Genomic DNA, 20981 nt, shown 5'->3' with positions numbered 1-20981 from the left:
AGCCTGTGGCCGAAGTCAGGGAATCACCCGATGGCGCCCCGCGGCCGGCCGCCGACACCCCCGCGCATCGCGCGAAAAGCGCGAAATGCAGCGGATCGAGCGAGCGCAGCGCGGCGCATGAGGCGCCGGGCCCGCGTGCTCCGCTGCTGCGCGCCCGCGCGCAATGCCCCGCCCGCCAGGGCGGCCGGGCGCGGCGGGGCGTCGCGACGCCGCGCCGCGGCGCGGCCCGGGGCGACGCCGCGCCGGCCATCCTCCCGAGCACGCCCGCCGGACGCGGCGGCGCGGCCACCTACTTGTTCCGCTTCGGGAAGACCTCGTCGATCAGGCCGTACTCCTTGGCCTGCGTCGCGCTCAGGTAGAAGTCGCGCTCGATGTCCTTCGCCAGCTCGTCCCGGTTCTTGCCGGTCGCGTCGACGAGGATGTCGATCAGCGTCTCCTTGATCTTCTTGATCTCGCGCGCCTGGATCTCGATGTCCGTCGCCTGGCCGCGCGCGCCGCCGAGCGGCTGGTGGATCATCATCCGCGCGTGCGGCAGCGCGAAGCGCCGACCCTTGCGACCGGCGCCGAGCAGGACGGCGCCCATCGACGCGGCCTGGCCGATGCACATCGTCGACACCGGGCAACGCACGTACTGCATCGTGTCGTACATCGCGAGCCCCGACGTCACCACGCCGCCCGGGCTGTTGATGTAGACCTGGATCTCCTTCTCGGGATCCTCGCTCTCCAGGAAGAGGAACTGCGCGATCACGGCGTTCGCGACGAAGTCGTCGATCTCCGTGCCGATGAAGACGATGCGATCCTTGAGGAGACGGCTGAAGATGTTCCACTCCCGCTCGCCGCGGTGGGTCACCTCGGTGACCGTCGGGAGGATGTAGGCCTTCTCGCGTTCGAGAAACTCGATGGCTTGGGTGCGGGTTTCGACTCGTCGGGTCATCCGGTGCTCCGGGGGGTTCGCTGCCGCGCGGCAGGGGCTCTACTCCTGGGCCAGACTGCGTCCGATCGCAAGACCGAACGCGCCCGAGGTTACCGGAAATATCGGCCGCTCGCCGCGCGGCGCACGGAACACGCGGCGCGCCGCGGCCCGCTCGATCCAGCCGCGCGCGCGCCCGACGTCCATCGAGAGCGCGAGAGGCGCGACCTGGACAAACGGCGCACGCCGGCGCAGCAGAGCCGAGGCGCCGGCGTGCGGTGCAGAAGTCTGGCCATTCCGCGCCGGACTGCCGCTGGGCGAAGCTAGCTCGCGTCGGCGACCTTCGCCGCAGCCTCGATGATGTCGAGGATCTTGTCCTCGAGGATCATCCCGGCGAAGAGCTCGCGCTTCTGGGGCTCGCGGTACTCCGCCTTGATCTTCGCCACGTTCTTGCCGGTCTGCTCGGCGAGCTCCTCGTAGCCCTTCTCGAGGTCGGCCTCGGTGATCCTGACCGCCTTCGCCTTCGCGATCTCGGCCATGACCAGGCCCGCGCGCACCTTCATCTCGGCGTCGAGCCGCACGCGGGCGCGGAACTCCGGCGTCGGATCGACGCGCTGCCCCTGCCTCCGCGCCGTCGCGAGCAGCTCGCGCTCGGCGAGCTGCGCCTGCTGATCGACGAGCGACGGCGGGACCGGGATCGGGTTCGCCTTGCAGAGCTCCACCACGAGCTGCTCGGCGACGGCGTCGCTCGCCCGCTGCGTCAGCTCCTTCTCGATCTTCTTGCGGAGCGACTCGCGGAGCGCGGACAGGCTCTCGTCGCCGCAGTCCTTCGCGAACTCATCGTCCACCTCCGGGAAGATGCGCTCCCGCAGATCCTTCAGCGTGATGTGGAAGGTCGCCTGCTTGCCCCGCAGATCCGCGTTGGAGTGCTGCTCGGAGAACGTGACCGGCACGTCCTTCGACTGGCCGGGCGTCATCCCGGCGAGGGCGTCCTCGATCTCCTTGAAGACCTGGCCGCTGCCGAGCTCGGTCTCGATCTCCTGCTCCTTCGTGTCGCGCAGCGCGCCGCCGACCTCGAGGGTGAACGCGATCGTCGCGACATCCCCCTTCCCCGCGGGGCGCTCCGGCTCGGGCGCCTGCAGCGTCGAGTGCTCGCGCCGGAGGGCGGTGATCTCGGCGTCGATCATCTCGTCCGTCGGCGTGGTCGAGGGGCGCTTCACCTCGAAGCCCTCCCACGTCACCTCGGCGATGTCGGGGCGGACCTCGAAGCGGGCCTTGTAGGAGAACGCGTCGTCAGGGCGGAGCTCGGTGGGCGCGATCGCCGGCTGGGACAGGGGCTGCACCTGCTTGTCGGCGAGCGCCTGGTTCAGCGTGGCGTCGACGAGCCGCTGGGCGACATCGGCGTGGATGCGGCCGCCGTAGAGGTGCGCGAGCACCTGGCGCGGCGCCTTGCCAGGCCGGTAGCCCCGGACCCGGGCCGTCCGCTGGAGCGCCGTATAGGCCTTGTCGACCTCGCTCCGGACCCGGTCCGCGGGGACCTCCACCTGAAACTCCATCAGCACGGGAGAAAGCTTTTCGACGTTGACTTGCATGGCGTTTTTTTCGAAGGGCGGCACTCGTGCCACGCGTCGCTGGGGGGGTCAAGACGAGCGACAGGACGCTGCTTTAAAAAAAGGAGCCCCGGCGGAGAGGCGGCCGCCGGGGCTCGGATCCCGGGAGGGATCGTGCAAGCTGATGTGCCGCGCCGCGCGGCGCCGGCGCTGGCGACGCGACGGAGCAGCAGCGCCGAGCGCGACCGCGAGGACGTGCGAGGACGTTGAAGCCATCCCGCGCGCCGCGCCGCCGCGCCGCCGCGCTCAGTCGTCGTCCGAGACGTCGAAGGGGTCCTTGTCGAAGTCGAGCTCGGCGTCGAAGGATCCCTCCTCCTCGACGATGTCCTCGAGCGAGAAGCCCACACGGCTCGGGCGGAGAATCTCCCGCTCGAACTCTGAAAAGCTCTGATACGACCTGGGAAGCGGCATCTGTCCTCCTCACATGTGCCGAGGCGACGTCGGTGCGTCGGTCTGCTCGGCGAAGCTGGGCACCACGTCCGTGATCAAAGGGCGGTCGACGTCGGCCCGCGACTCGAGGTCGAGGGCGGACGACGGCGCGAGCCGATCGCCGACCTGCGTTGAAGCGAAGGCGAAAGCACGAGGACCTGCGCAGGAGCGAGCGGCGCAGGGCCGCGCCCATCGCCCCAGAAGGCGCGAGCAAGGACCCGATCGACGGGCCCCGGGTCGCAGCAGGCGAGCAGCGCCCCGCCGAGGCCGAAGCAGCGGCCGCGCCCCGAGGCTCGACCGCGTGCCCATGCCTTCGCCGTTCGGCCACCTTTGCCTACATCAAGCGACATGTGGGCACTGTAGATTCCCCTGCCGTTCAGGCCAACAATCTGGCGAGCGAACGGTGGGATGGCGGCGAGCGGGTCACGCCGCCCCGCGCGGGTCACGCCGCCGGGGGTGCCGCAGCCCGGCGTCCGGGGCGCGTGTCCTGGGCGCCGCGGCCCAGCGGGCGCAGCGGGCGGGCGTCCCGGGACGCCCGCGGCGGCAGCGCGCTGGGCCGGCCGCAGGACGGAACCGCACGCTCGGTCGAACGTTTGTGTCGAGGCGCCCGCTTCTCTCGACGTGCCGATGGGGGTCGTGTAAGCAGCCTGGTCGGACGCGACACAGCACGATGCCATCGCCCAACGAGGGGGGCGCGCCCGGCAAGCCCGGCTCCGCCCCCAAGCCTTCGCCTGTCATCTTCGCCGTCGCCAACCAGAAGGGGGGCGTCGGCAAGACCACGACCTCGGTCAACCTGGCCGCGAGCTTCGCCGCGGCAGAGTGCCGTACGCTGCTCGTCGACTGCGATCCGCAGGGGAACGCGTCGAGCGGCGTCGGCGTGCGGCGCGGGAGCTTCGAGCTGTCGCTCTACGACGTCCTGATCGGGCGGGCGGCGCTGAAGGACGCGATCGTCCCGACCGAGGTGCCGCTCCTCGGCGTGGTGCCCGCGACCCAGGACCTCGTCGCGGCGGAGCTCGAGCTGGTCGACGCGGACGACCGCGCGGTGCGGCTGCGCAACGCCCTGCGCCCGCAGCTCGCGGGCTACGACTACGTCGTGCTCGATTGCCCGCCGTCGCTCGGGCTCCTCACGCTGAACGCGCTCACCGCGGCGCACCGGGTGCTCGTGCCGCTCCAGTGCGAGTACTACGCGCTCGAGGGGCTGACGCACCTGATGGCGACCATCGACCGGGTGCGGAGCGCCTTCAACCCGGAGCTCGCGGTCGAGGGCGTCGTCCTCACGATGTACGACGGGCGCAACTCGCTCACCCACCAGGTGGCCGACGAGGTGAGGGCGCACTTCCGCGTCTTCGACGCGATCATCCCGCGCAACGTGAAGCTCAGCGAGGCGCCGTCGCACGGCAAGCCGGCGCTGCTCTATGACGCGCAGTCGAAGGGGGCGCAGGGCTACCTGAGCCTCGCGCGCGAGATCCTGGACGGCCCGCCCGCCGCGGCAGACACGAAGCAGCGGCCGCGCGGGGGCGCCGCCGAGGCGGAGCCGCCGGCCGAGCCTTCGCCCCCGCAGAACCCCGGAGAGCGCGCGAGGGACGCACGACCCAGATCATGAATGCCGATCAGAAAGGGGCGCGGCGCGCGCTCGGACGGGGGCTCGACGCCCTGCTCCCGGCGGCGCCGCCGGCGACAGCGACTGCGGCCGAGGGGCGCAGCGTGTTCGTGTGTGCGATCGAGAAGATCGTCCCGCAGAAGGGGCAGCCGCGGCAGCACTTCGACGAGACCGAGCTGGAGGAGCTCACCGGCAGCATCCGCGAGCACGGGCTCATCGAGCCGCTCATCGTGCGCAGGACGCAGGCGGGGAACGACGCCTTCGAGCTCATCGCGGGCGAGCGGCGGTGGCGCGCCGCGCAGCGCGCGGGGCTCAGGGAGGTGCTCGTCGTCGTCAAGGACGTCTCCCCCAAGGAGGCGTTCGAGCTCGCGCTCGTCGAGAACGTGCAGCGAGCCGACCTCAACCCGATCGAGATCGCCGAGGCGTTCGATCGGCTGCTGCGCGAGCACAGCTACACGCACCAGACCCTCGCCGAGCGCGTCGGCAAGGACCGCACGACGATCGTCAACTCGCTCCGGCTGCTCCGGCTGCCGCCGCGGATCCGCACCATGGTCATCTCGCGCGAGCTCAGCGAGGGCCACGCGCGCGCGCTGCTCGGCGCGCCCAGCGACAAGGTGATGGCCGACGTCGCGGAGCGGACCGTCCACGGCAAGCTCCCCGTCCGCAAGGTCGAGGCGCTGATCAAGGCGGCGAAGGAGAGGGAGCTCCGGGCCGCCGAGGGCGAGGAGCCGGGCGAGAAGAAGCGCGGCGGGAAGTCGCCCGCGATCAAGGACCTGGAGGCGCGGCTCGCGCGGCGGCTCGGGACCCGCGTCGAGGTGCGCGACGCGGGCGGCCACGGCGAGCTCGGCATCACCTACGGCTCGCTCGACGAGCTCGACAGGATCATCGCGCTGCTCGGCGCGTGAGCCTGCGCGGCGCGCCTCACTTCACCCTGGCGCTGAGCTCCTTGACCTTGGCGCGGGCGCGCTTGCCGATCTCGGTGTCGCCGCCGTGCTTCCCGGCCTCGGTGAGCGCGGCGATCGCGCTCTGCGGCTTGCGCTCGGCCAGGAACGACAGGCCGAGGTAGTAGTGCGCGGCCGCGAACCGCGGGTCCACCTTGATCGCCGCCTGGTAGTCGGCGCGCGCCCCCGGCTCGTCGCCGAGCTCGTGGCGGCACGTCCCGCGGCGCACGTGGAACTCGGCCTCCGGCTTCAGCTGGATGGCGCGGTCGAACGCCGCCACGCAGTCGGCGTAGGCCTTCGCCGGCCCGAGCATCCGCCCGATCGTCGCGATCGTCGCCACGTCGTCGCCGGTCGCCGCGAGCGCCTTCTTGAGCTCGGCCGCGGCCCGGTCGAGCGCCTTCGCCTCGAACAGCATCGCGCCGTAGGCGAAGCGCGTGGCGGCCGTGTCCTCCGCCTTGAGCGCCGCCTCGTAGTGCTTGCTCGCGCTCCCGACGTCGCCCTTCAGCCCGTACGCGTAGCCCAGGTTCTGGTGGAGCGCGGCCCGGCCCGGCGCCTGCTCGATCGCCTTCGAGAGGACCGCGATCGCCTCGTCCGGCCGCGGCGGCTCGTCCAGGTAGAGCGCGGCCAGGTTCAGCGCGGCGGCCTCGAGCTTGGGATCGCTCGCGAGCGCCTTCTTGTACGACGCCTCGGCGCCGGCGCGATCGTCCGTCTTCTCGCTCGCGAGGCCGAGGTAGTAGTGCGCCTCGGCGCTGCCCGGCTCGTGCTCGATCGCCTGGAGGAGGTGCTGCTTCGCCTCCTCGTACTTCTCGTTCTTGATGTACGCGATGCCCCGGTCCAGCGCCGTCGACGACGCGCCCTTCGAGGCCGCCGCGCCGCTGCCCTCGGGCGGATCGGCCAGGAGCGGGTCGCGCTGGGGCTCCTGCGCTCCACCACACGAAAGGGCGCACGCCGCGACGCACGCGGCGAGCGCCATAGCCGAAAGGACCCGCTGCGCGGCGGGCCTCGCCGTCGTCGTCGCCGTCGTCGTCCACAGCGCGCGCGTAAACCACCTCTCGTTCATCCGACACTCCCTTCGCCGTCCAGACCCTGGAGGACCGCGTGCAGCCGCTCCTCCACCTCTTGCGTCCGCTTGCCGCTCGCGACCTTCGTCCCGTCCGCCTCGCTCACGTAGAACACGTCGGCCACGCGCGTCCCCTCCGTGTTGATCTTGGCGACCGAGATCGAGAGGCCGAGCTGGTAGAGCGCGTCCGAGATCGCGAACAGGAGGCCGGGGCGATCGCGCGTGAGGACCTCGATCACCGTGTGGTGCGAGGCGCGCTCGTCGATGGATATCTGCGTCCGGACCTTCGGCGTCGGGCGCTCGCGCAGCGCGCCGCCCCGGCGCTTCTTGGCGAGCTCGGCGCCGGAGAGCTGCCCCGAGAGCACCGCCTGGATGTCGGTCACGAGCTTCGGGATGGCGCGCGCCACCCCCCCTACCCCTTCGCCGCGGTCGCGCACCCAGAACAGGTCGACGGCCTGCAGGCGCACGCCCGCCGGCGGGGACGAGCCCGCCCTCCCGCGGATCACGCCGCCGTCGTCCATCCCCTCGTCGTCGCACGCGCGCGAGTGGATCTGCGCCGCGTGGACCTCGAGGCGCGAGGCCGCGAGCGCGGCCGTGATCGCCGCGAGCAAGCCGGGGCGATCCGGCGCCACGACGCAGACCTCCGCGGCCTCCGGGTGGCGCGACGGGACGAGCGCGACCGAGACGCTGTTGCCGCCGGACTGCTGCTGCCGGGCGAGCTCCGAGTGCGCGGCGATCGCGGCCGGGCTGTTCGCGAGCAGGTAGCGCTCGGGCATCGACGCGAGGTAGCGGGCCAGGAAGTCCCGCTGCGCGCGCCGCTCGGCCTCGCTCGCGGCCGGGAGGTCCTCGAGGGCGCCGACCGTGCCGCTGATCGCGCGGGTCATGCGCTGGTCGTCGAGGTCGAACGCCCCCGCGTCCTCGCGCGCGCCGCGCAGGGCCCTGTCCGCGGAGAGGTAGAGCTCGTCGAGCATGCGCGCCTTCCACGACGTCATCGACGTGGGGCTCGTCGTCGAGATGTCGGCGACCGTGAGCAGGTAGAGATCGCGCAGCCCCTCGCGGCCGTGCACCTCCTGGCAGAACTCCGAGATCGTCGCGGGGTCGTCGAGATCGCGCCGGGTCGCGATGAGGTACATCACGAGGTGCTTCAGCACGAGGTGGCACGCCTCGTCGATGTCCTCCTGAGGGAAGCCGAGCCGCGCCAGGATCTTCCGGGCCATCTCGGCGCCGCGCCCGCTGTGATCGGTGCCCCCGATCGCCTTGCCCACGTCGTGCAGGAGCGTGGCGAAGAACAGCATCGTCGGCCGCGTCGCCTCGGCGGCGAGCCGGCACGCGAGCCCGAACTCGCCCGCGAGCTCGCCCCGCACGAGCGCCGCCAGCCGATCGACCGCGGCGACCGAGTGAACGTCGACCGTGTACACGTGGTAGACGTCGTGGTGGACGCGCCCGACGACCGGCAAGAACTCCGGGATCATCGCGAGCAGCAGGCCGAGGTCGTGCAGCTCGCGGACGACCGAGCCGCTCTGCAGCTGCGTCTCCTTGCACGTGGCGACGAGGGTCCGGAACCGCTCGGCGGCCTCGGGGCTCTCGCGGAGCGCCGCGCAGAACGCCGGATCGCCGGCGGCGCGGACGATCGCGCCGCGCGCGTAGGGCAAGAGCGGCACGCCGCGCTCGACGGCCTCGGAGACGAGCCGCAGCGCGATCGCCGGATCGGTCCTCAGCAGATCCGGATCGCTCATCGTGATGCAGCCGTCGAAGAGGCGGACCCCGGCGCCGAGGTCCTCGTCGCGGCGGCGGCGCCGCGTCAGCGTCGGCGTGGCGCGCGAGACGATCATGTCGAGGGAGCGCGAGATGGCCCGGGCGCTCCGGTAGTAGTCGCTCATCATCCGCTCGATCGCCTCGGGCGACACGGCGGCCTCGTCGGGGGGCGGCGCGCTCTTCCGGCCGGCTTCGGCCGGACCGGCGCCCTTGCTGTAGCCGAGCGCGCCCGCGCAGAGCTCCTGCTCGTCGAACGTCAGCCGGTCGGTCCTCCGCCCGGAGTGGGCGTGGAGCAGGTTGCGGATGCGCCAGAGCATCTCGGCGGCGCTCCGGATCTCCTCGGCCTCGCGGGCGACGAGCGCGCCGAAGCGGACGAGCGCGTCGAACTCGCCGACGCCGTAGCGCGCCTTCGCGGCCCAGCGGGCGACGTCGAGATCGCGCAGCCCGCCCGCGCCGTTCTTCACGTCCGGCTCCAGGAGGTAGACCGAGCCGCCGAAGCGCTCGTGCCGCTGCGAGATCTCCTTCCCGAGCCGCTCGATGAAGCGGGGCAGCTCCGAGTGCGCGAAGATGCCCGACGAGGCGCGCTGCCAGAGCGACTCCGACAGCGACGCGTCGCCGACGACGTGCCGCCAGTCGAGCAGGCCCGTCGCGGTGGGCAGGTCCTCGCGCGCGCCGTCGATGAGGTCGTCGATGGTGACGACCTGGTGCCCCACGGCGACCCCCATGTCCCAGAGCGGGTAGAGCAGCGCGTCCGCGATGGCGCTGGCGCGCTGGGCGTTGCGGGCGAGGATGCGCAGGTCGAGGTCGCTCCGCAGCGCGACCGCGCCGCGGCCGTAGCCGCCGACCCCGGCGATCGCGACCGAGTCCCACTCCTTGCGGCTGGGCCCGCCGGACTCGCGCAGCAGGTGGAAGAGGCGCGCCAGGAGATCGTCGAGCAGGCGCGCGTGGCGCCGCCCCAGGGCGACCCCGACGGCGGCCGGGTCCGCTGCCGGCGTGGGGCCGCTCGGCACGGCGCGATCGAGCTCGGCGCGCTCGCGCGCGTAGGCGGCGCGGAGCTCGACGAGCCCGCTGGGCCTGGACGTGGGGGAGAGGTCGACGCTCATGCGGTGTCGTTCTGCTTTCTCAGGCGCCCGGGGCGCGGAAGGCGGTGACGTGCGCGTTCACCTTGACCGGCGTGAGGCCGGCGCCGCAGAGGCGCGGCGCCTCGCTCGCGGCGGAGAACAGGAGCCCGCCCGGGCCGAGCTCGGCCGCGAGGCGGCGCGCCACCGCGTCGCCGGCGGGCTCTGCGAGATACAGGAGCACGTTCTTGAAGAAGATGATCTGGAACCCGCCGCTCGGCACGGCGTGCACCAGATCGCAGACCTCGAAGGACACGACGTCGCGGAGCTGCTGGCCGACGTGCAGCGCGCCGCCCTTCTCTTCACAGTAGCGCTGAACGAAGGACGGGGGGAGCTGGTCGACGGCCTCGGCGGAGTAGGCGGCCTCGCGCGCCGCCTCGATCGCCGGAGCGGCGCGGTCGACCCCGAGCACGCTGAAGCGGCGGCCCGCGCTCGCGAGCACCATCGCCAGGGTATAGGCCTCCTCGCCGGTGCTGCACCCGGCCGAGAGGCCGGCGATGGGCAGGTCGGGCGGGAGCCTGGGCAGCACCGAGGTGGCGATGGCCTCCCAGATGATCGGGTCGCGGTAGAAGCGCGTCTCGCCGACGCGGAGCGCGCTGACGATCTCCTCGATGGCCTCCCTGTCGTCCCGCAGCCGCTCGGCGGCCGCGAGCGGCGACACGCCGTGGCGCGCGGCCACGGCGCTGAGCACGGCGAGGACGCGCTCACGCACCCAGCCCGGGGCGGCGGGGCTGCGGCCCAGGCCGAACCGGCGCTGCAGCTCGGCGAGCGCGAGGTCGACGGCCCGCTGGGCGGACCGCGCCACAGGACCTCCTCCCGCTCTCGACGATCGGGCCATGGAAGGTCGCCGCGATCAGCCGAGGAAGCCGGCTTTCCTGGCCTGGGCTCCCTTGCCGCCGCCGTCGAGGGCGATGGCGAACACGTCCTTCAGCGCGAGCACGAACGTCTCGCCCTTGGAGCTGCGCGCCTTGAGGAGCCCGCCCGCGCTCGACACGGCCTCGATCTTGGTCACCGGGAGCGACACGCCGTCGTGCGCGGCATAGAGCGTGAGCATGCGCCCTTCAGGGAGCTCGGCCCAGCCGTCTTTGTCGGTCTTCGCCTCTGCCGTCTCGAGGGCTGCCTTGAGTAGGTCGTCGGTCATGAGCAACGTTTCCGTCCCGCGCCCTGCCGCGTCAAGCACGTGCTCGCCCTTACGGTGCTACAAGGCGATCGGCGTCCTGGGGGGCCCCCTCCGTGGTACCGTACTGCGCGGATGTCGAGAAGGCCGCCCAGCCAGGTCTCCCCCGAGCGCGCGGCCCCCCCGGAGGCGCAGCAGGTGGGCAACATGCCGCCGGGGTGGCAGCCGGAGGATCACCTCTTCGTCGACGACATCAAGAAATCGTTCGGGGCGACGAAGGTGCTGCACGGCATCACGATGCACCTCCGGCGGACCGAGACGGCGGTGATCATCGGCGGGTCGGGCGCGGGCAAGACCACGCTGCTCCGGCTGCTCATCGGGCTGGAGCGGCCGACCACCGGTCACATCTGGGTCGACGGCGTGGACATGGGCGCGCTCGACGATTTCGAGATGAACCGGATGCGCCAGCGGTTCGGCATGGTGTTCCAGTACGCGGCGCTGCTCGACTCGCTGACGATCTTCGACAACGTGGCGTTCCCGCTGCGCGAGCACCGGAAGCACATGTCGAAGCGGGACATCCGCGACAAGGTCGTGGGCATGCTGAACTCGCTCGGCCTCGAGGACAAGGAGGACCGGATGCCGTCGGAGCTGTCCGGCGGGCAGCGCAAGCGCGTGGGCCTGGCGCGCGCGCTGATGCTCGAGCCCGAGATCCTCATCTACGACGAGCCGACCAGCGGGCTCGATCCGCTGACGAGCCGGATGGTCGACGACCTGATCGAGGAGACGCGGTCGCGCTTCAAGGTGACGAGCGTCGTGATCTCGCACGACATGGCGAGCACGTTCCGCATCGCGCACCAGGCGTTCCTCGTGATCCAGGGGCGCGTCGTCGCGTCGGGGACGCCGGACGAGCTGGCGCACGGCGACAACGAGCAGGCGCGCCAGTTCATCGCGGCGTCGGGGGTGGCGACGGACGAGGTGTCGCGGGTGAACCGGCCTGCGCTGGCGGACAGCAAGGGCGGGCAGGTGATCGAGTTCAGGAAGGCGGCGGAGTAGCCGCCGGGTCGAGCGCCGCGCGACGAGCACGGTCTCCTCGGGCCTACCCTCGCTTGGAGGACGCTTACAGGCGGAGCACCGCGACGCGGCGGCCGCGAGGCGTCGTGACCTCGCTGAACCGGGGCGCGGTTCGGGCGAGGCGCCCGCGCGCGTCGAAGATCACGAGCGTCCCACGCTTCTGGCGCAGGCGTGCGAGGTAGTCGTCGAGCTGGGCGAGGCCTTCGAGGAGCGGGTCCTTCTGGCCCTTGCGCCACACCTTGAGCTCGATCGCGCGCCGCTGAAGGGCCCGGGAGCCATCAGGCTTCTCGTACGGGAAGCGGACGAGCAGATCGATGCGCCCACGGCCGACGCCGTACTCGCGATCGATGAAGCCACCGCCGTTGACTGCGCGCTGGAGGAAAGCCATCAGGACGAGCTGCGGGGCGACCTCGGGGTACGGCATCCCGGAGGCGAGCACCTCGCCGTGCTCGTGCCAGAAGGCCGCGAACGCGCGGAGCAGTCGCCGGAACGCGAGGCGGCCGTCGGGCAGGCGGAAGCGCTCGGGCGGGGCGTCGATCCGCTCCTCGGCCGACGACGACAGGACACGGGCGATCACCTCGCGGTAGATGGGGTTCGCAACACGCAGCGGCTTGCCCTGGGCCACGAGGCCGAGATCGCGGACGTAGGAGGCGTCGTCGTCGTACGTGTCGCCGCCGCCCTCGTAGGTTCCCGCGAGCAAGGGCTCGAGCACGCGGCGGACGCGGGGCTCGGCGAGCTTGCTGACCAGCGAATCGAGGTGGGTGGCGCGCGCGAGGATGAGGCGCTCCTTGGCCTGCTCGACGTGCGCGCGGGTGATGGGCTCGCTGGGCGGGACGGCCATCTTCTCGACGATCTCGCGGCCGAGGGCGTTGACGAGCCATGGCTGGCCGGCGGTGAGCTCGAAGGCCCGGGAGAGCGCCGCATCGACGAAGACTTGGCCGGTGTCTTCCGTGTGCTGGGCATAGAGCGCGCGGAGCTCTTCCTCCGAGAAGTCTCCGAGGCGCAGGGACTCGAGCTTGATGTTGAACGGGCTCGCGGTCCCGAGGCGCCCGGGATCGCCGCCGCTCGCGGTCTTGTAGTCGCGCACGTCGCGCAGGCCGCAGAGGATCATCGAGGCGGGGAAGTGCTCGGGGCGGCTCGGGAACCCGGCGCGGAGCTGGCGCAGGACGCTGAGGAGGCCCTGGCCACGCAGCGAGTCGATCTCGTCGAAGATGAGGGCGAGCGGACGCGGGCAGGCGCGCGCCCAGGCGGTGAGGGCCGCCGAGAGGAGGCCCTCATCGCCCTCGAGGGAGAACGGCGGCGGCTGGAGCTCGGGCGGCAGCGCGATCTGCGCCGCGCGCGTGAGCTCGCGCAGGACGGCACGCTGGGCGGAGCCGTAGTCGTCGCCGGCGGCGCTTCCCTCCTCGCAGGAGAAGAGGACGGCGGCGTGTCGACCCGAGGCGGTGAGCCGCTCGGCAACGGCGCGGAGGGCGGTCGTCTTGCCCGTCTGCCTCGGGGCGTGGACGACGAAGTACCCCATCTGCTCGACGAGCCCCGGGGCTTCGGGCAGGCGGCTCTCGGCCGGGATCATGTAGTGCAGATCGGGGCGGCACGGCCCGGTCGTGTTGAAGCGGCGCTTCACCCGCGCGAGCGTTGGGCCAGCGGCGGTGAGGACGCAAGGGCACGGCGGCCGAGCACGGTCGTCGCGACTCGAGCGAGAAGGAGAAACGAATGGATCGGTGGTTCTGGATCGGCCTCGGCGGCGCAGCGGGGACCCTCGCCCGCTACGGGCTGTCGACGTGGTGCCAGCAGCGCCTCGGCGCCGAGTTTCCGTATGGGACGCTCGCGGTCAACGTGATCGGGTCGTTCTTGCTCGGCGCCATCGGAGAGGTCGCCGCGACGACGGCGCTCCTGTCGCCGACGCTCCGCCTCAGCCTGAGCACCGGCGTCATGGGCGGCTTCACCACGTACTCGAGCTTCAACAACGAGACGATCCGGCTCATCGAGTACAAGTCGTGGGCGGCGGGGCTCGCCAACATCGCGATCACGCTGGTCGTCTGCTTGCTCGCCGGCGTCCTCGGGATGGTCGTCGCGAGGCGGCTCGTCGCGGGCTGAAGGCGTGGAGACGGGCCGTGGACAGCGTCGGCGACAGGCGGCGCCGCCCGTGGTCCTGGGGGATGAGGCTCAGCCGTCGGCGCCGAGGCTCGGCGTCGTCTCTCCCTGCGCCGGCGCTCCGCCTGCGGCCGGCGCTCCGCCCGCGGCGGGCGGGGGCGTCTCTGCGCCGGATGAGGGCTTTTCTCCGGCGGGCGAGGGCTTCTCTCCGGCGGGCGATGGCTTCTTGCCGGAGCTGCCGGAGCGGGCCTCGAACATCCATGCGGCCTTGTTCAGCTCGGGGACCAGGATCGTTCCGTCGACCCGGCGCGCCGCGCGGAAGGCGCGGAGGATCTTCTCGATCACGACCGCGACCCGCCCGTCCTGCAGATCGAGCGCGCGCTGTGTCACCCGTCGCCCCGCGGCGATCTGGACGCCGGCGACGCCGCGCACCCGCTGCGCCGTGGCCCGGAGCGCGGCCGCGCACTCGGCGCCGACGCCGTAGTCCTCGAGGAGCCTCGCGTCCTGTGCCGGATCGGCCCGTCGGGTCTCGTCGATGAAGCTCGCGAGCGCCTCGAGGCCCTTGGCGAGGCCCTCGGGGGAGTCCGCGCGCCCGACGACGGCGTCGACCCGCGCCATGCGGCGGGCGCCGAGCGCGTTGCGCAGGCCGCCGTAGCAGAGATCGCGCTCGCCGATGCCGTCGCGCATCGCGCTCCGCTCCTGCACCTCGAGCGCGGCCCTCGCGCCGGCCGCCTCGGTCGCCGCCGCGTCGTGCGACCGCTTCATCGCCTGGAGCCTGCCCGCCTCGGCGACGAGCAGCGGCAAGAGCGCCGCGGGCATGCGCACCTTGCCGCGCTGCGCCTCGGACAGCGAGCCCAGGATCCGCCGCGCCGAGGCGACGAAGTGCGGGACGTCGTCGATGAGGCTCTGCGAGTCGATGCGCGTCCCCTCGGTGACGAGGTCCTCCTCGGGGATGCCCGCGTAGGTGCGCGCGGCGAACGCGCCATCGGCGGGGCCGAGCTCCCGCGCGAGGGCGTCGAGGCTGATGGTGGTGGATGAAACGGTCGGTACCTCGGCCGGCGATGCCGCCGGCGCGGGCTTCTTGGTCTTGGTGGTGGCCATGAAAGGAGAAGCTATGAGAAAGCGTCAACGCGAGGAAAGGGAGCACCTCCAGAGGGCACGATCACGTCGCGACGATCCAGTCCGAACGAATGCTTGGGGGCCGGGAAAGCGGCGCAGGATCGGTCACTGTGGCGCGCTCGGCGGGACGCGACGCGCGCGCCAGGCGAGATCAACGGCGCTACGAGGGCAGCCGGCGCGCGCGAGACCGGCGGGGGAACGCGCGCAACCCCGGTCGCGCCAGCGCACCACGGGCGCGGGGCGCGCGCACGGCGCGGGGCGACGCGCGCACAGGCCGCTCGGACGAGCGCACGACGCGGACGCAGCATGCGGCAAGCTCGTCGACCCCGCGCGCCAGAGATCCCGGGCACACGCACGACGCGCCGGGAACGCGCGCACAACGCATCGCGTCATCCATCTCCCCTACCCCCATGGCCGGCGATCGCCGCGCCGCAGGCTCGCCGCGTCCAGTACGGCGGGTGGGATCTCCTGCCGGGGGATCTGCCTCGCGAGAGAAAAGAGAATTCAACGCAAAGGCGCAAAGGCGCAAAGACGCAAAACTGCATGAAATTCTTCTTTGCGCCTTTGCGCCTTTGCGCCTTTGCGCCTTTGCGCCTTTGCGCCTTTGCGCCTTTGCGTTGAACTCTGTCTCCCGATCCCCGGCCGGACTCCTGGTGGGTGGAACCAGGGAAACTCAGGACGGGCGCGCTGCAGCGCGGACCAGCTCGTCCCACGCGGGCACGCCGAGGCCGCCGAGAGGTTGGGCGAGCGCCGCGGCGCGCTGCGCGGCGAAGCGGGCGTCACCGGCGCCCGCGCTCGCGAGGCGCCGCGCGAACTCACGGTGCGCCGCCACGGCAATTGCGCGGCTCATGTGGTCCTCCGCCGTGTCGCCGAGGAGCGCCTCGGCCTGATCGACGACGTCCCGCGCCGCTGCAAGCCAAGGCTCGCCTTGGGGCTGGACCGCGATCCAGAGGAGCGCAACGGCCGCCCGCGCGCGCATGCGCGAGCGGAAGTCCAGGCCAGAGAGCCCCCACGCGGAGACGTGGCGGAGAGCGCGCTCGAACCACGTCGACGCGCCCTGAGCCCCCTGCGTGCTCCACGCGAGGATACCCGATGCGAGCGCGTGGAAGGCTCCTGCCCGGCTGCCACCTTCCGGCTCGCTCTCATGGGACGAAAGCGACGATGCATTCATCGGACGCGCGAGGAGCTTCGACGCTTCTTCTTCGTCCCCGCGGAGGATCTCGATGAGCGCGGCGGTTATTTCACAACGGTCAGCGAGACTCGCGTCGTCGTCGAACAAGGATACGCTCGCATCACCGACCCCGGAGAGGAGCGACGCGAGGCCAAGGCGCGCGGCGTCTATCTCACCTCTCGCAAAGAGGACGTCGATGTGCACGATCAGCGAGATGTCGTCGGGGAACGCTATCAGCCGCGGGGACGGGGGGAGCGTTCCGGAACCGAGCAGCGCCTCCGCCGCCCCCACCTGGCCGCGCTCGGCCAGCCGGAGGACGCGCGAGAGGAGGCGCGCGCTCGATGGCTGGCTCACGGATGCGAGCGCCCGATCGAGCTCCTCTGCCGCGGTGAGATGACCCAGACACCATTGCACGAGCGCGTTTGCGCGCAGCGCACGAGCTGTCACGTCGGGTGACAAGCGCGCGGCGAGGCCATCTCCGCCGCGCTCGAATCCGACCAGCGAGAGCGCCCGAGCTCCGTGCCCGGAAGCCTCGGCCGCTCGGCCCGTGACGGCGAGCGCCATGGAGAGACCCGAGAGCGCGTGGGCCGTGAGCTCTGCGTCGTCGCCATCCGCGCGAGAGATGAGCTCGGCGTAAAGCTCCTCGGCCTCGCTGAATCGCCGCGTGGCAAGCTTCCAGCCGGCAAGGCGCAGCTTGCGCCGTGCGACAAGCGGCGGCGGGATGTCATCCATCCCGCGCAGCTCGTACTCACTGGGGTCGCTGATCTCACGCGCGGCGACCGCGGAACGGAGATCTTCCACCCAGGGCCGGACCACGAGATCGCCGCCGAAAAGCGCGAGCGGCGGCACAGCGCGCAGAAGCTGCAGCGCGACCTCGACGCGCGCCGCCGCGCCCTCCGAAGCCGTCGCCACGACGGAAGCGGCCGCGGGCGCCGCGCCCACAAAGGACCTCGATCCCGGCTCGTAGGCCTCCAGGCCGTCGTCACGCGCGCTGCCGCGCTCGTCGATGACGTACTCCCCGCTCCGGATCGACCAGACATCCGGCGCCGTGCTCGCGAACACGGGCGCGAGCGCGGCCGGCAGCATCACGACGACCTCGCCTCGGGACGGGCCCAGGACGTTGCGCTTCTCGTTCCACAGCGAAAAGAAGCGCGCCCACGACGCCGTGTCCGCATAGGCCGCGCGCGACGCGTCGACGAAGTGGATCGCGCCGCGGAGCGCTCCGGGCGGGTCGAGCAGCGGGAGCAGGACGCGATCCGCGAGCTCGCCGTCGGTGAGCGGCGTGTCCTCCGTCCGCCCGCTGTACGGCTCCAGCCGCACGAGGCGGACTTCGGGTCGCCCGAGCCGCGGGAGCTCGGCGGTGAGTTCCGCAACCAGCGCATCCGCCGCGCGAGGGCTGGCGCACCGCGCGAGGTACAGATGGAACCGCCGCGAGAGCGCGAGCGCCCGGACGAGCCGCGAGCGCTCCCCGCCCGCGGCGCCGGTCATGCGCCCTTCTCCGGCTCGGTGCCCCCCGCGTCGGCGGTAGGACCGGCGAGCTCCTGCATCCCCGCCACCGACGGGTGGACGTCGACCCACTCGTCGTCGTTGAGGTAGCGCAGGATGACGTTGTTCTGCAGCAGGTGGTCGGCGGCCTCGCGCTCGTGCTCGTTGTTCGTGATGAGGCGCTTCGTGCGGTTCACCGTGGCGAGCCACGGGATCGCGCCGCTGTCGTAGACGATGCTCCGGTAGGCGTTCCCCGCGCGGTGGAGCTCCCGCTCGAGCGTCTTCGCCTCCACGGGGAACGTCTCGAGCTCGAGCAGCGTCTGGAGCAGCCGCACGATCTCGCGCGGGTAGCCGCCCGACCACAGGGCGATGGCGCGGAGCCGGTCCCGGAGCGCCGATTCGCCGAAGAGCTCGCGGAGCGCGTCCTCGTCGATGCGCTTCTTCACGAGCTCCGCGATGACCTCGACGCCCTCGGGGTGGAGCCTGCCCTCGACGTCTCGGACCTTGATCATCGGCAGGAACGACACGGGCGGCTCGACCATGCGGCGCGCGAGCGCCGGCGGGATCGTGTACAGCACGTGCACCGGGAGCTGGAGGTAAGGCGCGCCGGTCGAGAAGATGCGCTCGGCGCTCTCGAGCACCGGCTTCCAGGTGAGGCTCGTGCCCCGGAGCTTCTCCAGCGAATCGAAGAGGATCACGACGCCGGAGCGCCCGAGCTTGCGCGCGCGCCAGTCGAGCTCCCGGAGCTCGTCGTGCACGAAGCGGACGAACGTGGAGAGGTGCCTGGCCACGATCTCGCGGACCCGATGGCGCACGGTGGGGTTGGTCTTGAGGTTGAGCTCGACCCCGGTCTTCGCCCCCGCCTCCACGCCCGCGGTCAGCTTTCCGATCTCCACGTCGGTCCGCGAGAGCCACGCCCAGAGCCGCCGGTGAGGCCCGTCCGTCAGCGCGCTGGCCGCGTCCTCGCCCTCCGCGGCCAGGACGGTACGCTCGGTGTGGAGCAGCACGAGCGCGAGCACGTCCGAGATGTCGATCTCCACGGTCAGGTCGAGGACATCGTCCGCGTCGATCAGGACCGTGAGCAGGTTGCACCGCTTCGGATCGGAGAGCCTGGCCGCCAGGCGCTGGATCTCGGTGCTCTTCCCCGTGCCACGGAGGCCGGTGAAGAGCTGGCAGACCGGCGTCCTGGAGAGCTCGATCTGCCGCGCGAGCTTGTTCGTCCAGTGAGCCCCGCGGACGCCGCGGACGTCGATGTCCACGTTGCGCTCATCGCCCGGCGACAGCGGTTCGTCGGGGTTGCAGCGGTTGTCGAGCTCCTGGAGGCGCTCGAACTCCATCGCCGGGAAGGTACCCGACGGCACCATGCTCGTCAGGGAATTCGCGCCGCCCGTCGGCACCGCCGGTCACTCCACGAGCCCGCGCTCCCGGCTCGCCTCGTCCAGCCGCACGAAGCTCGCTCCCCTCCGCGCAAGCTCCTCCACGAACGCCCCCAGCGCCTCGAGCCGCCTGCCCAGCGCGATCCGGAGCTCCGGCTGGTACGGCGCGAGCGCCTCGAGGCCGTCGCTCCGGTCGAGGAAGTCCATCCCGTGCAGCTCCAGGTTGACGAGCGCCTCCCCGGCGCACGCGCGCGCCAGGAGCCGCGCGCCCGCCGCGCCCGCGAGCGCCACGCTCGTCCCGATGACCGGCAGCCGGAGCCCCGGCGTCACCTGGATCGGCAGCTCGACGAAGCGCCGGCCGCCGCGCCGGTACCACGGTCGCCCCGGCCGGTACGGCCGGCGCGGCGCCGCGAGCACGCGCGGGGTGTCCAGGATCGACGACGACCCCCTGCCCTTCACCCGCTGCACGCCCATCGCGAGCGCCTTCGCGGCGTAGTACGGCGGGCACGGGAACACCGAGGAGTCGAACGCGACCCCGACGGCGTCGAGCGCGTCGAACAGCGCGTCGCTCACCGTGTACCCAGGCGCGCGGAAGCCCGTCGGACGCCGGCCGACCGCCTCCGCGATGGCCTCGGCGCCCAGCAGGACCTCCCGCGCGATCGCGGCGCGCGGGAGCCGCGAGAGGTCGTAGCGGTGCCCGTACGAGTGGTTCTCGACCGCGTGGCCGGCGTCGCTCAGCGCGCGCAAGGCCGCGGCGCTCTCGGGGCGCGCGAGGTCGCGGCCGATCGCGAACAGCGTGACGGGGATGCCGTGGGAGGCAGCGAAATCAGCGATGCGCGGGAGCGCCGTGTCGTAGACGGCGCTCAGCGCGGCCGCCGCCCCGGAGCGATCCGGGACGGCGAGCCCGTGGATGGCGAAGTAGTTCGGGACCTCGTCGAGGTCGATCGAGACGGCGGCGAGGCGCCCCCCCATCGGACCGCGTCAGCTCGCGGCCATCTTCGCCACCTCGGCGGCGAAGTCGTCCTCTTTCTTGGCGATGCCCTCGCCGCGCTCGTACCGGACGAAGCGCGTGAGCTTGAGCTCGCCGCCGGCCGCCTTCGACGCCGCCTGGAGGAGCTTCTCGATCGTCTGGCCGGCCTCGCCGCGCGACGCGGCCTCCACCGACTCCTGCTCGAGCAGCGCGACCTCCGAGTACCACTTGTTGAACTTGCCCTCGATGATCTTCGGCCACGCCGCCTCCGGCTTCGGCTTCGGATCCTCGCGCAGCTGCCCCTCGAAGATCTCCTGCTGCTTGGCCTTCAGCTCCGCCGAGACCTCGTCGCGACGGAGGACGAGCGGGCTCATCGCGGCGGCCTGCATCGCCGTCTCGTCGACGAACTTCTGCACCGCAGGGTGCTCCGCCACCGCCTGGCTCGACGCCTCGACCGCCACGAGCACGCCGATCTTGCCGCCGAGGTGCACGTACGCGTGCGCGACGCCGTGCTTGCCCGCCGGGATCGACACGCGATCCCACCGGCGCACCGCGACCTTCTCGCCGATGCGCGCGGTCAGCTCGGTGGCCGTGTCGGCGATCGACTTGCCGCCGATCGGGAGCTGAGCCGCGTCCGCGCCGTCGGGCGCCTTCTCGACCGCCGCGAGCACGTCGCCGACGAACTGCCGGAACGCGTCGTTCCGGGCGGCGAAGTCGGTCTGGATGTTGACCTCGACCATCGTCGCGCTCCGCCGGTCGGCCGCGACCACCGCGCGGACCTCGCCCTCGGTGGCGGACGCGCCGGCCCGCTTGGCGCTCTTCGCGAGACCCTTCTTCAGGATGATCTCGACCGCCTTCTCCATGTCGCCCTCGGCCTCGGTGAGGGCGCTCTTGCAGTCGCTCATCCCCGCCTGGGTACGCTCACGAAGCTCCTTGATCGCCTGCGCATTGATGCCGGCCATGGCTCTTTCTCCTTCAACCTGGAAACTAGCTAGGAAGAGGCCGCGCCGAGCGGCCCCCGTTCACCACACGTCCGACTGCTCTTGCACGAACGGCCCGAGCAAGGACGGGTCGAACCGCAGAGGCACAGAAGGCGCAGAGGCGTGAAATTTTCATTTCTGTCCCTGCGCCCTCTCTGCTCTCTCGCGGCTGCCACAC

The 20981-nt window shown here is 72.1% G+C and carries 17 protein-coding genes; 4 read left to right on the top strand and 13 right to left on the bottom strand.

Features of this window, described 5'->3' with window-relative positions; genetic code table 11:
* Positions 1 to 289: 289 nt before the first annotated feature.
* The 3 genes from WMF27_RS15965 to WMF27_RS15955 form a co-directional block, all read right to left on the bottom strand.
* Entirely contained in the window at positions 290 to 934 is a 645-nt protein-coding gene (locus WMF27_RS15965; RefSeq protein ID WP_012235778.1) for an ATP-dependent Clp protease proteolytic subunit, read from the bottom strand.
* Positions 935 to 1233: 299 nt separating this feature from the next.
* Positions 1234 to 2502, bottom strand: a complete 1269-nt coding sequence (gene tig, locus WMF27_RS15960) for a trigger factor (RefSeq protein ID WP_437768023.1) — start codon at positions 2500 to 2502, stop codon at positions 1234 to 1236.
* Between the two features lie 264 nt (positions 2503 to 2766).
* On the bottom strand, positions 2767 to 2931 hold the full coding sequence (locus WMF27_RS15955) for a hypothetical protein (RefSeq protein WP_012235776.1): 165 nt from the start codon (positions 2929 to 2931) through the stop codon (positions 2767 to 2769).
* Positions 2932 to 3619: 688 nt separating this feature from the next.
* Here WMF27_RS15955 and WMF27_RS15950 point away from each other — a divergent pair.
* Both WMF27_RS15950 and WMF27_RS15945 read left to right on the top strand, forming a co-directional pair.
* Positions 3620 to 4552 carry a ParA family protein gene (locus WMF27_RS15950; protein WP_437768024.1) on the top strand — a complete coding sequence of 311 codons (933 nt, stop codon included), beginning with the start codon at positions 3620 to 3622 and terminating at the stop codon, positions 4550 to 4552.
* Positions 4549 to 5454: a ParB/RepB/Spo0J family partition protein gene (locus WMF27_RS15945; RefSeq protein WP_437768025.1), complete on the top strand. Its 906-nt coding sequence runs from the start codon at positions 4549 to 4551 to the stop codon at positions 5452 to 5454. The genes WMF27_RS15950 and WMF27_RS15945 overlap by 4 nt, the downstream gene beginning before the upstream one ends.
* A 16-nt stretch (positions 5455 to 5470) precedes the next feature.
* Here the strand turns inward: WMF27_RS15945 and WMF27_RS15940 are convergent, their stop codons facing one another.
* The 4 genes from WMF27_RS15940 to WMF27_RS15925 are packed head-to-tail and all read right to left on the bottom strand — an operon-like array spanning position 5471 to position 10564.
* Positions 5471 to 6550 carry a tetratricopeptide repeat protein gene (locus tag WMF27_RS15940; RefSeq protein WP_437768026.1) on the bottom strand — a complete coding sequence of 360 codons (1080 nt, stop codon included), beginning with the start codon at positions 6548 to 6550 and terminating at the stop codon, positions 5471 to 5473.
* Entirely contained in the window at positions 6547 to 9408 is a 2862-nt protein-coding gene (gene glnD, locus WMF27_RS15935; RefSeq protein WP_437768027.1) for a [protein-PII] uridylyltransferase, read from the bottom strand. Before glnD ends, WMF27_RS15940 begins: the two co-directional genes overlap by 4 nt.
* Before the next feature lie 19 nt (positions 9409 to 9427).
* A complete protein-coding gene (locus WMF27_RS15930; RefSeq protein WP_437768028.1) occupies positions 9428 to 10228 on the bottom strand; it encodes a CheR family methyltransferase in 801 nt (266 codons plus the stop codon).
* A gap of 48 nt (positions 10229 to 10276) precedes the next feature.
* Positions 10277 to 10564 carry a hypothetical protein gene (locus tag WMF27_RS15925; protein ID WP_437768029.1) on the bottom strand — a complete coding sequence of 96 codons (288 nt, stop codon included), beginning with the start codon at positions 10562 to 10564 and terminating at the stop codon, positions 10277 to 10279.
* Positions 10565 to 10675: 111 nt separating this feature from the next.
* Here WMF27_RS15925 and WMF27_RS15920 point away from each other — a divergent pair, with 111 nt between their 5' ends.
* On the top strand, positions 10676 to 11593 hold the full coding sequence (locus WMF27_RS15920) for an ABC transporter ATP-binding protein (protein WP_437768030.1): 918 nt from the start codon (positions 10676 to 10678) through the stop codon (positions 11591 to 11593).
* 64 nt (positions 11594 to 11657) lie between these two features.
* Here the strand turns inward: WMF27_RS15920 and WMF27_RS15915 are convergent, their stop codons facing one another.
* On the bottom strand, positions 11658 to 13232 hold the full coding sequence (locus WMF27_RS15915; RefSeq protein WP_437768031.1) for an ATP-binding protein: 1575 nt from the start codon (positions 13230 to 13232) through the stop codon (positions 11658 to 11660).
* A gap of 89 nt (positions 13233 to 13321) precedes the next feature.
* Here WMF27_RS15915 and crcB point away from each other — a divergent pair, with 89 nt between their 5' ends.
* Complete coding sequence (gene crcB, locus WMF27_RS15910; protein WP_437768032.1) at positions 13322 to 13705, top strand: fluoride efflux transporter CrcB; 384 nt, start codon at positions 13322 to 13324, stop codon at positions 13703 to 13705.
* Between the two features lie 69 nt (positions 13706 to 13774).
* On the opposite strand, the gene WMF27_RS15905 is transcribed toward crcB, so the two are convergent.
* From WMF27_RS15905 to tsf, 5 genes are all read right to left on the bottom strand, one after another.
* Entirely contained in the window at positions 13775 to 14803 is a 1029-nt protein-coding gene (locus WMF27_RS15905) for a hypothetical protein (RefSeq protein WP_437768033.1), read from the bottom strand.
* A 691-nt stretch (positions 14804 to 15494) separates the two neighbouring features.
* Positions 15495 to 17480 (bottom strand): hypothetical protein, encoded by a 1986-nt coding sequence (locus WMF27_RS15900; RefSeq protein WP_437768034.1) that lies wholly within the window; start codon positions 17478 to 17480, stop codon positions 15495 to 15497.
* Positions 17477 to 18841 (bottom strand): hypothetical protein, encoded by a 1365-nt coding sequence (locus WMF27_RS15895; protein WP_437768035.1) that lies wholly within the window; start codon positions 18839 to 18841, stop codon positions 17477 to 17479. The genes WMF27_RS15900 and WMF27_RS15895 overlap by 4 nt, the downstream gene beginning before the upstream one ends.
* A gap of 39 nt (positions 18842 to 18880) precedes the next feature.
* On the bottom strand, positions 18881 to 19825 hold the full coding sequence (locus tag WMF27_RS15890) for a polysaccharide deacetylase family protein (RefSeq protein ID WP_437768036.1): 945 nt from the start codon (positions 19823 to 19825) through the stop codon (positions 18881 to 18883).
* Between the two features lie 9 nt (positions 19826 to 19834).
* The gene (gene tsf / locus WMF27_RS15885; protein ID WP_437768037.1) at positions 19835 to 20785 is read right to left on the bottom strand and encodes a translation elongation factor Ts; all 951 of its coding nucleotides are present in this window, start codon (positions 20783 to 20785) and stop codon (positions 19835 to 19837) included.
* Positions 20786 to 20981: the final 196 nt, after the last annotated feature.

Source organism: Sorangium sp. So ce281 (genome assembly GCF_051527395.1).
Classification (GTDB): domain Bacteria; phylum Myxococcota_A; class Polyangia; order Polyangiales; family Polyangiaceae; genus Sorangium; species Sorangium cellulosum_B.
Note: the sequence above shows the minus strand (reverse complement) of the source record. Positions and strands in the feature narration are given on the sequence as shown.

Excerpts from the sequence above, each read along its gene's own strand:
- WMF27_RS15965 (WP_012235778.1), bottom strand. The coding sequence starts at position 934 with ATGACCCGACGAGTCGAAACCCGCACCCAAGCCATCGAGTTTCTCGAA.
- tig (WP_437768023.1), bottom strand. The coding sequence starts at position 2,502 with ATGCAAGTCAACGTCGAAAAGCTTTCTCCCGTGCTGATGGAGTTTCAG.
- WMF27_RS15955 (WP_012235776.1), bottom strand. The coding sequence starts at position 2,931 with ATGCCGCTTCCCAGGTCGTATCAGAGCTTTTCAGAGTTCGAGCGGGAG.
- WMF27_RS15950 (WP_437768024.1), top strand. The coding sequence starts at position 3,620 with ATGCCATCGCCCAACGAGGGGGGCGCGCCCGGCAAGCCCGGCTCCGCC.
- WMF27_RS15945 (WP_437768025.1), top strand. The coding sequence starts at position 4,549 with ATGAATGCCGATCAGAAAGGGGCGCGGCGCGCGCTCGGACGGGGGCTC.
- WMF27_RS15940 (WP_437768026.1), bottom strand. The coding sequence starts at position 6,550 with ATGAACGAGAGGTGGTTTACGCGCGCGCTGTGGACGACGACGGCGACG.
- glnD (WP_437768027.1), bottom strand. The coding sequence starts at position 9,408 with ATGAGCGTCGACCTCTCCCCCACGTCCAGGCCCAGCGGGCTCGTCGAG.
- WMF27_RS15925 (WP_437768029.1), bottom strand. The coding sequence starts at position 10,564 with ATGACCGACGACCTACTCAAGGCAGCCCTCGAGACGGCAGAGGCGAAG.
- WMF27_RS15920 (WP_437768030.1), top strand. The coding sequence starts at position 10,676 with ATGTCGAGAAGGCCGCCCAGCCAGGTCTCCCCCGAGCGCGCGGCCCCC.
- crcB (WP_437768032.1), top strand. The coding sequence starts at position 13,322 with ATGGATCGGTGGTTCTGGATCGGCCTCGGCGGCGCAGCGGGGACCCTC.
- WMF27_RS15905 (WP_437768033.1), bottom strand. The coding sequence starts at position 14,803 with ATGGCCACCACCAAGACCAAGAAGCCCGCGCCGGCGGCATCGCCGGCC.
- WMF27_RS15900 (WP_437768034.1), bottom strand. The coding sequence starts at position 17,480 with ATGACCGGCGCCGCGGGCGGGGAGCGCTCGCGGCTCGTCCGGGCGCTC.
- WMF27_RS15895 (WP_437768035.1), bottom strand. The coding sequence starts at position 18,841 with ATGGTGCCGTCGGGTACCTTCCCGGCGATGGAGTTCGAGCGCCTCCAG.
- WMF27_RS15890 (WP_437768036.1), bottom strand. The coding sequence starts at position 19,825 with ATGGGGGGGCGCCTCGCCGCCGTCTCGATCGACCTCGACGAGGTCCCG.
- tsf (WP_437768037.1), bottom strand. The coding sequence starts at position 20,785 with ATGGCCGGCATCAATGCGCAGGCGATCAAGGAGCTTCGTGAGCGTACC.